Source organism: Mesorhizobium newzealandense (genome assembly GCF_042682145.1).
GTDB classification, from domain to species: domain Bacteria; phylum Pseudomonadota; class Alphaproteobacteria; order Rhizobiales; family Rhizobiaceae; genus Mesorhizobium; species Mesorhizobium newzealandense.
This window is the reverse complement of the sequence record NZ_JBHUGZ010000030.1, coordinates 337,630-350,474: the sequence shown is the minus strand read 5'-3', so window position 1 is coordinate 350,474 and position 12,845 is coordinate 337,630. Positions and strand designations below refer to the sequence as shown.

At 64.2% G+C, this 12,845-nt stretch carries 7 protein-coding genes; 2 read left to right on the top strand and 5 right to left on the bottom strand.

Annotated elements, in window-relative coordinates:
- Positions 1-10: 10 nt before the first annotated feature.
- Positions 11-2,656, top strand: coding sequence for an aminopeptidase N (pepN, locus tag ACFSOZ_RS35700; RefSeq protein WP_379106056.1), 2,646 nt, complete (start codon positions 11-13; stop codon positions 2,654-2,656).
- Positions 2,657-2,826: 170 nt separating this feature from the next.
- Positions 2,827-5,148, top strand: a complete 2,322-nt coding sequence (locus ACFSOZ_RS35695; RefSeq protein WP_379106053.1) for a PAS domain-containing sensor histidine kinase — start codon at positions 2,827-2,829, stop codon at positions 5,146-5,148.
- Positions 5,149-5,193: 45 nt separating this feature from the next.
- Here ACFSOZ_RS35695 and ACFSOZ_RS35690 read toward each other — a convergent pair whose 3' ends face one another.
- The 5 genes from ACFSOZ_RS35690 to ACFSOZ_RS35670 all read right to left on the bottom strand — a co-directional run bounded on the left by ACFSOZ_RS35690 (position 5,194) and on the right by ACFSOZ_RS35670 (position 12,804).
- Positions 5,194-5,676 carry an EF-hand domain-containing protein gene (locus tag ACFSOZ_RS35690; RefSeq protein WP_379106051.1) on the bottom strand — a complete coding sequence of 161 codons (483 nt, stop codon included), beginning with the start codon at positions 5,674-5,676 and terminating at the stop codon, positions 5,194-5,196.
- A gap of 49 nt (positions 5,677-5,725) precedes the next feature.
- The gene (locus tag ACFSOZ_RS35685) at positions 5,726-8,734 is read right to left on the bottom strand and encodes a bifunctional [glutamine synthetase] adenylyltransferase/[glutamine synthetase]-adenylyl-L-tyrosine phosphorylase (protein ID WP_379106049.1); all 3,009 of its coding nucleotides are present in this window, start codon (positions 8,732-8,734) and stop codon (positions 5,726-5,728) included.
- Positions 8,734-10,209 (bottom strand): sensor histidine kinase, encoded by a 1,476-nt coding sequence (locus ACFSOZ_RS35680; RefSeq protein ID WP_379106047.1) that lies wholly within the window; start codon positions 10,207-10,209, stop codon positions 8,734-8,736. The genes ACFSOZ_RS35685 and ACFSOZ_RS35680 overlap by 1 nt, the downstream gene beginning before the upstream one ends.
- A gap of 7 nt (positions 10,210-10,216) precedes the next feature.
- Positions 10,217-10,891, bottom strand: coding sequence for a response regulator transcription factor (locus ACFSOZ_RS35675; protein WP_379106045.1), 675 nt, complete (start codon positions 10,889-10,891; stop codon positions 10,217-10,219).
- A 359-nt stretch (positions 10,892-11,250) separates the two neighbouring features.
- On the bottom strand, positions 11,251-12,804 hold the full coding sequence (locus tag ACFSOZ_RS35670) for a Do family serine endopeptidase (protein WP_379106043.1): 1,554 nt from the start codon (positions 12,802-12,804) through the stop codon (positions 11,251-11,253).
- Between the last annotated feature and the right edge of the window lie 41 nt (positions 12,805-12,845).

Here is a 12,845-nt window from a genome sequence, read left to right as displayed (position 1 = left end):
AACCCACGGAATGCGCACGGACACCGGCCAGGTCTTCAAGCTCGAGGACTACCGCCCCAACGACTACCTCATTCCGCAAACCGACCTCACCTTCCGCCTTTCGCCAGATGCAACCCGCGTCACCGCGGTGCTCACGGTCGAGCGCCGTGACGGCGTATCCGCGTCGGCTCCGTTGGTGCTCGACGGCGACGGGCTGACGCTCAAGCGCATCGAGATCGGCGGCAAGAAAGCGAAACCGGCCGATATACTGGCGACGCCTGACCAGCTGACCATCCTCAAGCCGCCGGCGGCGCGTCGCTTCCAGTTGCTCATCGAGACCGAGCTGGCGCCGGCAGGCAACGAAGCCCTGATGGGCCTCTACCGCTCGAACCATGTCTACTGCACGCAGTGCGAGGCCGAGGGCTTTCGCCGCATCACCTATTTCCTCGATCGGCCCGACATCCTGTCCGTTTACACGGTGCGGATCGAGGCCCTGCGCGAGGAGGCACCGCTGCTTCTGTCCAACGGCAACCCGGTCGACACGGGCGACCTCGGCGATGGCTGGCACTATGCCAGATGGCACGATCCCTTCCCCAAGCCGTCCTACCTGTTCGCGCTGGTGGCCGGCAATCTCGGCCAGCTCGCCGACAGTTTCGTCACCCTATCCGGCCGCACGGTCGAGCTCGGCATCTATGTCGAGCCCGGCAAGGAGACGCTGGCCGGCTACGCGATGGACGCCCTGAAGCGGTCGATGAAATGGGACGAGGAGGCGTTTGGCCGCGAATACGATCTTGACGTCTTCAACATCGTCGCGGTGTCCGACTTCAACATGGGCGCGATGGAGAACAAGGGCCTCAACATCTTCAACGACAAATATGTGCTGGCCGATCAGGAGACCGCGACGGATGCCGATTTCGCCAATATCGAGGCGATCATCGCGCATGAGTATTTCCACAATTGGACAGGCAACAGAATCACTTGCCGCGACTGGTTCCAGCTCTGCCTGAAGGAAGGCCTGACGGTTTTCCGTGACCACGAATTCTCCGCCGACCAGCGCTCGCGGGCGGTCAAGCGCATCGCCGAAGTGCGCACGCTGCGCGCCCACCAGTTTCCTGAGGACCAGGGCCCGCTGGCGCATCCGGTGCGGCCACGACGCTACCGCGAGATCAACAATTTCTACACGGCAACGGTCTACGAAAAGGGGTCCGAAGTGGTGCGCATGATCCGCACCATTCTCGGGACCGATGCCTTTCGCGCCGGCATGGACCTCTATTTCGAGCGGCACGACGGCGACGCGGCGACGATCGAGGATTTCATCAAGGTGTTCGAGGATGCGTCCGGCCGCGACCTGTCGCAGTTCGCGCTCTGGTACCATCAGGCCGGCACGCCCAACCTGACCATCAGTTCGACGCACAATCCGGCGTCGCAGGAATTCACACTCGAAATCGAGCAGTCGGTGCCGCCGACACCTTCCGAAAGCCGCAAGCGGCTGATGCACATCCCGCTCGCCTTCGGCCTGATCGGCGCTGGCGGCAAGCCGGTCGACTATACCAGCGTCGAGGGCGCTGTCGTCGAGGACGGCGTCATCCATGTCCGCAAGCGCCGCCACATGGTGCGGTTTTCAGGTGTTGCCGAACGCCCGGCGGTGTCGCTCAACCGCGGCTTTTCGGCACCGGTGACGCTGTCCGTAGAGCAGAAGGCGGACGACCAGTTCTTCCTCGCCCGCCATGACAGCGACGCCTTCTCGCGCTGGCAGGCCTTCAACACGATCTTGACCGATGCGCTGATCGCCGCCTTCCGCGAGATCCTCGGCGGCAAGCAGCCAGTTTTCGCTGCGCGGCTGACCGAACTCGCCGGCAGCATCGCCGGCGATGAGGCGCTGGAACCGGCCTACCGGGCGCTGGCGCTGGCGCTGCCCGGCGAAGCCGACATTGCCCGCGACATCGGCAGGAACATCGACCCCGACGCCATCTACGCTGCCCGCGAAGCGCTTGCCCTGGCGATCGCCACGGCCAACCGGGATATTTTTGCCGACCTCTACGACCGCCTTGCCGACAGGGCCGCGTTCAGTCCGGATGCGGCGAGCGCCGGACGACGCGCCTTGCGCAACACCCTGCTGGACTATCTCTCGCTGCTGCCGGGCGGAGCGGCACTGGCCGTCAGGCATTTCCAGTCGGCGACCAACATGACCGACCGCGCGGCAGCACTTGCCGTGCTTGCCTATCGCCACCACGGTTCTCCCGAGGCTATCCAGGCGCTGGCGGCTTTCGAGACGACTTATGGGGCCGACCCGCTGGTCATGGACAAATGGTTCCAGATCCAGGCCAGCGTGCCCGGGCCGCGGACCGTGGATACTGTGCGCGCCCTGACCGGCCATCCGGCCTTCTCGATGGGCAATCCCAACCGGGTGCGCTCGCTGATCGGCACCTTCTCCAGCGCCAACCAGACCGGCTTCCACCGTGCCGACGGCGAGGGCTACCGGTTCTTCTCGCAGACCGTGCTCGAGGTCGAAAAGCGCAACCCGCAAGTGGCGGCAAGGCTGGCAACGGCACTCAGATCGTGGCGCTCGCTCGAACCTGGCCGGCAAGCCAAGGCCAGGGAAGCGCTGCTTTCGATCGCCAATGCCGAGAACCTGTCGGCGGATCTGAGGGATATTGTCGAGCGCACGCTGGCGTAGGCGTGCACTCTTGTCCGGGAACGGCCGTTTCAGCATTATTTTAGTCGATTTTTAATCTTTTTTCGCCGGGCCACTGGACAAGGCGAATCACCTTTGATTCTTTACTGACGATTCGGATGTGCGGCGTTTGCCGGATCAAGCAGCATAGGCAAATTCGGGGAGTGCCATTTATGGCGAAGGCGGACGCGTGGGGCGCGCCCGGAGGGAAGGCTTTTGCGCATCGCGAGACGCGAAGCGATGGCCTTGCCGGCAATGCGCGGCTCATCGCCGAGCCGGCCTACCGGCGGCTTCTGGCCGCCGAACCGCTGCTGCGCCGATCGATACCGGCCCTCATCATCACCTTCCTGATCGTCATCGCGGCGCTGCGGGTCCTGTCGCTGATGAACGAGCGCGACGATGTCGAGCGCAACGCCAAGGCGATCCTCACGCTGGCGGCGGGTCAGCTGGCGAGTTCGCTCGCCACCACTTCGGACACGGTGCCGGGCGCCGTCCAGGATCTGCTGGAGACCACCAGCCGCCAGGGCGCGATGGGCCGCAGCCATGTGCTCGTCATCACCGACAGCGCCTTCAAGATCGTCGCGGTGACGCCGCGCTCGATGCCATGGCAAGGCCATTTGCTCGACGGCCTCGTCGAGGGCGGGCAGCCCTTGTTCATGTTCGGCGACCGTGCCGGGGTCATGGAGGTCAACATCGGCGGACAGGACTGGTATGCGGCGGTCAGCCTGGCGAATGGGCGAAAGGGTGCCGCGGCAGCCCTGGTACCGCAGGACGCGGTTTTCGACGCCTGGCGCAAGACCGTCTCGCTGAACGTCACCCTGTTCGTGCTGACGGCCAGCGTGCTGATCATCATCCTCTACGCCTATTTCGGCCAGGCGGCACGGGCGCAGGCTGCCGATCGCATCTACCTCGAAGCGCATCAGCGCATCGACATGGCGCTGGTCCGCGGCCGCTGCGGCCTGTGGGACTGGGACATGGTGCGCGGCAAGATGTACTGGTCGCGCTCGATGTACGACATGCTCGGCTACAAGCCCTGCGACACGATGCTGTCCTTCGGCGAGGTCGACGAGATCATCCATCCCGAGGACGGCGACCTGTTCCAGCTCGCCAACAGGATCGTTGCCCGCGAGATCGACCATATCGACCAGGTGTTCCGCATGCGGCATGCCGACGGCCAATGGGTATGGATGCGTGCACGGGCCCAAGTCATCGATCCGGAAGCGCCGGAGATCCAGCTGATCGGCATCGCCGTCGACGTCACCGAACAGCGCCATCTGGCGCTGCGTTCCGAGGCGGCCGACCTTCGCCTCAGAACGGCGATCGAAAACATCAACGAATCCTTCGTGCTGTGGGATTCGGCCCAGCGTCTGATCATGTGCAATTCCAAATACCAGCAGGACAATGGACTTTCGGACCGCGACGTGATGCCGGGCACCGCGCGCGCTGTGCTGGAAGAACGGATGCTGGCCTTTGCTTCCGAACGGCGGCTTGCCCACACCAGCGGACTGCAGGGCGGCGCCACCTTCGAGCGGCAGCTGGCCGACGGTCGCTGGCTGCAGGTCAACGAACTGAAGACCCGGGACGGCGGCATCGTCTCGGTCGGCTCCGACATCACCCAGATCAAGCTGCACCAGGAGAAGCTGGTCGACAGCGAGCGCCGGCTGATGGCGACGATCCATGATCTGAGCCTCGCCCGCCGGGCAGAAGAAGAGCGGTCGCGCGAACTGGTCGACCTGAACCGCAAATACATGAAGGAAACCGAACGCGCCGAAGCGGCGAACCGGGCAAAGTCCGAATTCCTGGCCAACATGTCACACGAATTGCGCACGCCGCTGAACGCCATCATCGGCTTCTCCGAACTGATGGAACAGGGCCTGTTCGGTCCGCTGGGGTCGGAGCGCTACGAGGAATATGCCACCGACATCAACAGCAGCGGCAAATATCTTCTGGGCGTCATCAACGACATTCTCGACATGTCCAAGATCGAGGCTGGCCAGTTCTCGCTCGACCAGGAACAGATCGACCTCGGCCCGCTGATCAGCGAGACGGTTCGCGTCGTCTCGCTTCAGGCGGCGCAAAAGGCGATCACCGTGGAAACGCGCATCGCCGACGCGCTGACGCTGTTCGCCGATCGCCGTGCGATCAAGCAGATCGTCATCAATCTCTTGTCGAACGCGGTGAAATTCACCGGCCAGGGAGGCCATATATCAGTCAGGGCCCGCAACACCTCCGGCGCGCTGGTGCTGACCATCGAGGACAATGGCTGCGGCATCCCGAAGGATGCGCTCGGCAAGCTCGGCCGTCCCTTCGAACAGGTGCAGAACCAGTTCTCCAAGAGCCATGCCGGGTCCGGCCTTGGCCTCGCCATCTCGCGCTCGCTGGCGGAGCTCCAGGGTGGCGCGCTGAAGATCCGTTCGACCGAAGGTGTCGGCACGATCGTGTCGGTGCGCATTCCGGTCAAGAAGGCCGCACCGGCGATCAAGGTCGCGGCTTAGCAACCACAGGCTCCGGCTGAGTCGCCGGAACCTGCGTCGACAACCTCACTGCATGTCTTCGCCGTCGTTGCCGTCACCACCCCATTGGTGATGACGACCAAATCGGCCGCCCTTCGGCAGTTCGCTCTTTTCGATCTTGCCGTCATTGTTCCTGTCGAGGATGGCGAAGACCTTCTTCTGGCGACTGGTGATGTCGTCTGATGTCAGCGTGCCATCGCCCCTGGTGTCGTAGCGGGCAATGATGCGCTTGGCCATCTGCTCAAAACGCGCCTTCTCCAGCGCGTCGGCGACCTGGGCAACGGTCAGCTTGCCACCATTGTCGGCGACGAGCTTCTTCAGCCGCGCGTTCATGGCGCCGGAAAACTGATCGAAGGTGATGGTGCCGTTGGAATCGCGGATTGCCTTGCTGAGGCGCATCATCGTGCCCTCGCGCATTTTTTCGCTGGCATTGTTTTCGGCGTAGGCCGTGGTGCCGACGGCGCCGGCCAAGGCGACGAAGGCAAGGGCAAGTTTGGTCGTTGTTCTCATGGTCTTTCTCCTGTTGCATCGTCACCCCCGATGCGGCCGGACAACGGATTCACGATCGTCCGGCACGAAGCAAAAGGTCAAAATCCTTCCTGACCTTTTGCGACGTCTCCTTGAGGTGTGCTTCCAGCACACCGAAATCCGGCAGGTCGGTGACCGCCAGAAGCAGATCCGAAAGCCCCGGCGGGACATCGTCGCGCTCGAAGGCCCCGGTGAGGCACAGCCGCGTCATCTGGGTCAGCGCCAGATAGAGCGCATAGGCATCGCCAAGCTCCTGCCTGACACCGGCATCGGCGAAGCCCGGCGCCAGGCGCGACAGGATCTCCGCCGTGCCGGTCGCACGTGCAATTGGCACGGCCGGGGCACGTGCAATTGGCACGGCCAGGGCACGCGGCCCGGCTTCGACATGCGCGGTGAGAACGGCCACCTGGGCGATGAATTCGAGATCGATCAGGCCGCCGGGGATCAGCTTGATGTCCCACAGGTCGCGCGGCGGCTTTTCCTTTGCGATCATGGCGCGCATATCCGAGGCCTCGGCCATCACTTTTGCCGCCTCGCGCGGCTGGCCAAGCACTGCCGCCACTTCCGCCTCAACCTCGCTGCACAGGCCGGCGTCGCCGGCAATGGCGCGGGCCCGCACCAGCGCCATGTGCTCCCACGTCCAGGCCTCCTGGCGCTGGTACTTCTTGAAGGCATCGATGTGGGTGGCGACCGGGCCCTTGTTGCCGGATGGCCGCAGGCGCAGGTCGAGTTCGTAGAGCACGCCTTCCGCCGTCGGCGCGGACACGGCCGCGATCAGCCGCTGCGTCATGCGAGTGTAGTAATGCGAAGGCGCCAGCGGCTTGTCGCCATCGGATTCCTCTGCATCCGCCGCGTGGTCGTAGAGCAGGATGAGGTCGACGTCCGATCCGGCGGTCAGCTCGCGGCTGCCGAGCTTGCCCATGCCGAGCAGGGAAACCACGCCGCCGGCAATCGTGCCGTGGCGTGCCGCGAATTCGGCGGTCACCGCCTGCAACGCCGCCTCGATGGTGAGGTCCGCCAGATCGGAAAAGGCGCGGCCGGCACGAGCCGGATCGATCGAACCGGCCAGCAGCCGGACGCCGATAAGGAACTTTTGTTCGGAGGCGAAAATGCGCAGCCGGTCGAGTACGTCCTCGTAAAGCCGATCCCCCTCGACAAAGGCGGAAAGCCGCGCCGACAGATAGGCTCGGTCCGGCAGTTCGGTCAGCAGGGCCGGGTCGAGCAGACCATCGAAGACATGCGGCCGGCGCGTGATGATCGCCGCCAGCCGGGGTGCCGCACCCATGATCGTCGCCAGAAGCTTCAACAGGGCCGGATTGGACTGCAGCAGGGAAAACAGCTGGATGCCGGCCGGCAGGCCGGCGAGAAACTCGTCGAAGCGCAGCAAGGCTTCGTCCGCCCGGCGCGTCTGGCCGAAAGACCGCAGCAGCGCCGGCGTCAGTTCCGTCAGCCGCTCGCGTGCTTCCGCCGACTGGGTGACGCGATAGCGGCCGAAATGCCAGCCGCGGATGACGCGGCAGATGTCGCTCGGCCGCTGAAAGCCGAGGCCGTGCAATGTCTGCAACGTATCGGGATCGTCGACATCGCCGGTGAAGACCAGATTGCCGATGCCCGTCGAAAGCTCCGGCGCGGTTTCGAACAGTGCTGCGTAGTGGCGTTCGACCTGTTGCAGCGAGGCGCGGAACGCCTGGGAAAAGGCAGCCGCATCGGCAAAGCCGAGCATGCGGGCGATACGCTCCAGCCCTTCATCGTCTTCCGGCAGCGTATGCGTCTGCTCGTCGGCAACCATCTGCACGGCATGTTCGACACGCCGCAGGAACCAGTATTGACGAGCCAGCGCGTCGCGCGCGTCTGATGTGATCCAGTTGCGTGCCGCAAGCTGGCCGAGCATCGGCACGGTCTCGCGCCCGCGCAGTTCCGGGAAACGGCCGCCGGCGATGAGTTGCTGGGTCTGGACGAAGAACTCGATCTCGCGGATGCCGCCGCGCCCGAGCTTGACGTTGTGACCCTTCACGGCGATCTCGCCATGGCCCTTGTGGGCGTGGATCTGGCGCTTGATTGAATGGACGTCGGCAATCGCCGCGTAGTCCATGTATTTGCGCCAGATATAGGGCTGGAGCTCCTTGAGAAAGGCCGCCCCCGCGGCGAGATCACCGGCCACCGGACGCGCCTTGATCATCGCGGCGCGCTCCCAGTTCTGGCCACGCGCCTCATAGTAGCGCAACGCGGCCTCGACCGGGATCGCCAGCGGTGTCGAACCGGGATCGGGGCGCAACCTCAGATCGGTGCGGAAGACATAACCGTGCTCGGTGCGGTCCTGCAGGATGCGCACCAGGCGGCGCGTCAGGCGTGAAAACAGCTCTGTGGCATCAAGCGGATCGACGACGGCGGGCGCTTCCGGATCGAAGAAGACGACAAGATCGATGTCGGAGGAGAAATTCAGCTCGTGCGCGCCAAGCTTGCCCATGCCGAGCAGGATCCAACCCGATTGCTTCGACGGATTGTCGAGATCCGGCAGCTTGAGCTTGCCCTGGCCATGCGCGTCGCGCAGCAGGAAGTCGACGGCAGCACGGGCGCAAGCGTCGGCGAGATCGCTCAACCGCCGTACCGTCAGCGCCGTTTCGGCTTCGCCGGCAAGATCGGCCAGCGCGATTAGGAAATGCGCCTCGGCCTTCCACTGGCGCAGGTCCATCATCAGGCCGGATTCCGAGACCGCCTCGGCCAAATGCGCCTGGTCGATGGCGCCGCCAATCGCTTTCAGCCGCACCTCGACCGTCTGCTCGAACAGGCCGTCCAAAATCTGCGGCCGGCGACGTGCCGTATGGCGCAGGAACGGCGACAGATCGAAGACCGCCGCCAGGAAATCCTGGCCTGACCCCTTGCCGGCCAGGAATTTGGCCAGCCGCGCCAGCCCTTCTTCCCGCGCCGCGGAAGCGATCTCGGTCAGCTCTTGTCGCGCCCGGTTTTCGTCCAGCGGAGCAGGCCTGGCAACCGGCTTCAGCAGCCAATCCGTCTCCACCTGCTTCGCAGCCGCGCTCATCAGTGATCCTCCCATAAGGGGAAACTCATGACCACGGATAATCCGGGATTGCCAGGCAAGAGATCAAGCCGGCCATTGTGGAATGTCATTACCGCCTTTGCGAGGCTCAGGCCAAGACCGGAACCCGGCTGCGAACGGCTCTTTTCCAGCCGCACGAAACGCTCCGTCGCGCGGGCCCGGTCGCCATCGTCGGGAATGCCATGGCCATTGTCGACGACAGACAGCCGCACGTCCGTGCCGACGCGCTCGACAGCCACGCGCACGGCCGGCTGGGCACTGGCGTCGGTCGAATATTTGATGGCGTTGTCGACGATGTTCGACAGTGCCTGGCCGATCAGTTCGCGGTTGCCGTTGACGAAGGCTGCCTCCCGCACGTCTGTCTCCAGCGAGACGCCTGCCTCTTCCGCCACCGGTTCGTAGAGTTCAACGACATCGCGCACGGCTTCCGCAAGATCGACGCGGTTGGTGTTTTCGGAGGAGTAGCCTGCCTCCAGCCGGGAGATCATCAGGATGGCGTTGAAGGTTTTTATGAGCTGGTCGGACTCGGCAATGGTGCCTTCCAGCGCCTGGCGGTAGTCGGTGGGCTTGTGCTTGCCGGAAAGCGTCGCTTCGGCCCGGTTGCGCAGTCGGGTCAACGGCGTCTTCAAATCATGCGCGATGTTGTCGGAAACCTGTTTCAGGCCTTCGTTGAGCGTGGCGATCCTGGCCAGCATGGCATTGAGATTTTCGGAGAGCCGGTCGAACTCGTCCCCGGCGCCGGTCACCGGCAACCGGCCGGAAAGATCGCCGCCCATGATGCGGCGGCTTGCTTCCGACACGCTGTCGATGCGCTTCAGCGCCGCGCGGCCGACAAAGAACCAGATCAGCAGTCCGCCAAGCCCCATCATGCCGAGCGCCAGCATCAGGGCGCGGCGGATGACGGCGCGGAACCGCTCCGGCTCGCCAAGGTCGCGGCCGACCAGCATGATCATCTGGTTCGGCAGCCGAAGCACCAGCGCGATGGCGTTGTGGCCCTTTTCGCCTTGCGCCTGCGGTTCGTTCTGGTCGGATTGGGTGGTGCTCTGGTCCGCCGGCAGATTGCGCTGCCGCTCGAGTTCTCCCTCGCCAAACCGCTGATAGGAGAACGGGCTGTTGGTCCAGCCTTCGGTTTCGAGGACGCCCGGCTCCAGGCTCTGCACATTGCCGGTCAGGATCTGGCCGTTGGCATCGGCGATCAGATAGAGGTTTGCACCCGGCTGGCGCGAGCGCGCCTCGACAACACGGACCAGCACCGGCAGGCCACCGCGCTGATAGGCGCGAGCAAGGCCGAGCACCTCGTCGTTGATGGTCTCCTGCGTCTGTGCGGTCAGCATGCGCGCCGACAGCGAGGTCATGTAGAAGACGAGCGCCACGGCGCAAAGCGCGAAGAGCAGGAGGTAGAGCGCCGAAAGCCGCGCTGCCGTCGTCTTCATGATGGCTGGCACGGAAAGAGCCATGCTGCTGCTAGCCGCTCTTCAGCATATAGCCGGCGCCACGAACCGTATGCAGGATGGACTTGTCGAAGCCCTTTTCGATCTTGCCGCGCAGCCGCGAAACATGGACGTCGATGACATTGGTCTGCGGATCGAAATGGTAGTCCCAGACATTTTCCAGCAGCATGGTGCGCGTCACCACCTGGCCGGCATGGCGCATCAGATACTCCAGCAGGCGGAATTCGCGCGGCTGCAGCGTAATCTCGCGCGCCGCGCGGCGGACTGAATGCGACAGCCTGTCGAGTTCGAGATCGCCGACGCGGTAGACGGTTTCAGCTTCCTTGGCGCTGGCGCGCCGGTTCAGCACCTCGACACGAGCCAAAAGTTCGGAGAAGGCATAGGGCTTGGTCAGATAATCGTCGCCGCCGGCACGCAGGCCGGTGACCCGGTCGTCGACTTCGCCGAGCGCCGACAGGATCAGCACCGGCGTCGTGTTGCCCCTGGACCTGAGACCAGCGATCACCGACAGGCCGTCGCGGCGCGGCATCATCCGGTCGATGACCATCACGTCGTAGTCACCGGCATCGGCGAGCGCGAAGCCGGTTTCGCCATCACCGGCGACATGCGCGGTGTGACCGGCCTCGGTGAAGGCTTTCTGCAAGTAATCCGCAGCCTCGCGGTCGTCTTCTATGACGAGAATCTTCATAGGACTGTTATACGCGATTTCGCTGGAAGGTTGAGTGGCAGACATCTGCATTGTGGCCTTTGCCAAAGCGCATCGCGATGAAGATTATCCGAAGCCGTGCGCGATAAAGTCCTTGTCCCCGATGTCGTGCGCCAAGACCGCTCAAACGCTTTTTGATGACATGCCAGCGTGTGCGGCAGCGGGCGATGGGAAGCCCGCTGCCGCCGGGGGAGAGCACGATGACTGACTAACGCGCGCTCCTCCTTGCTTTCCCGCGCGGCGGCTCGGGGGTGTTTGAAATCGCCGCACTGGAAAAGTCGAACCTGCCGCCGGAGCGTCCTCATCCGCCTGGAGAGGCAAGAACGCTCCGGAGCCGTACCTCAGCCCTTGGCGACAGGCAGCGCGACGAAACGATTGTTGTCGTCGCGGGTGATCTGCATCAGCACGGCCTTGCGTCCGGCCTTCGCCGCTTCGGTCATCGCCTTGGTGACGTCGTCGGTGCCGTTCACTTCGGCCGAATTGACAGCGGTGATGACGTCACCCGGCTGGATGCCGCGGTCGGCGGCATCGCTGTCGGGATCGACATCGGTCACCACCAGCCCCTTGCCGTTTTCGGACTTGGTGACGGTCAGACCGAGATCGGCCAGCGAGTCGGGCTTGGCCGGAGCGGCGGGCTGCTGCTGGTCGACTGATGCCTGCTTGTCGCTCGAGGGCAGTTTGCCGAGGTCGACCTTGACCGTCTGGCTCTTGCCGTCGCGCCACACCGTGACGTCGACCGACTTGCCGGGCGAGTAGGCGCCGATCAGCCGGGCCAGTTCCTTCGGCGAAGCAACGTCCTTGCCGTCGACCTGGGTGATCACGTCACCAGCGGTGATGCCGGCCTTCTTTCCCGGACCATCGTCCTGGGCGCTCGAAACCAGAGCCCCATTCTGCGACTTCAGGCCCAGTGATTCGGCGATGTCGGAGGTAACCGGCTGGATTTCGACACCGAGCCAGCCACGCTGTACGGAACCGCTCTTCATCAGATCCTGCACCACCTGCTTGGCGGTCGAAGCGGGAATGTCGAAGGCGATGCCGACGCTGCCGCCGGAAGGCGAGAAGATCGCGGTGTTGATGCCGACGACCTGACCGTTGAGATTGAAGGTCGGGCCGCCCGAATTGCCGCGATTGACCGAGGCGTCGATCTGGATGAAGTCGTCATAGGGGCCAGCGCCAATGTCGCGGCCCCGGGCCGAGACGATGCCTGCCGTGACCGTGCCGCCGAGACCGAACGGATTGCCGACGGCCACCACCCAGTCGCCCACGCGGACCTTGGAGTCATCCGCGAAGTCGACATAGGTGAACTTGCCGACGCCGTCGACCTTGAGCACGGCGAGATCGGTGCGCGGGTCGGTGCCAATCAGCTTGGCGTCGAGTTCCTTGCCGTCATTCATCACCACCGTGAACGCCGAGCCTTCCTCGACGACGTGGTTGTTGGTGACGAGATAGCCGTCATCGGAGATGAAGAAGCCGGAACCCTGCGCCACCGGCCGCGGCTGGTCGTTGTTGTGGTCGCGATGGCTGAACCGGCGATTACCGCCACCCTGGCCGTTCTGGTCACCAAAGCCACGGAATTCCTTGAAGAAGCGGCGCAGCTGCGGATTGTCGGGCAGGTTGTTCATGCCGTCCGGATCGTCGGACTGGTCGGAGCCGTCGTCTGCCGCCGGGCTGATCTTGGCCTTGACCTTGACGCTGACAACGGCGGGAGAGACGCGCTCGACGACATCGGCGAAGCCCGGCACCTGCGGTGCCTCGACACGCACGGCATCGGCCAGAACAGGCCCTGTTCCAGTCGTCAGCGCGCCAACGCCGATCGCACCGGCAACAGCGATGGACGCGACGGCAGCCATGAGACGCTTGCGGGTGACGGAATATGAATTGGGGGCAATATTCATCGGTTTCTTATCCTCTTTCAAATGGACGCGTTTAATCGGCA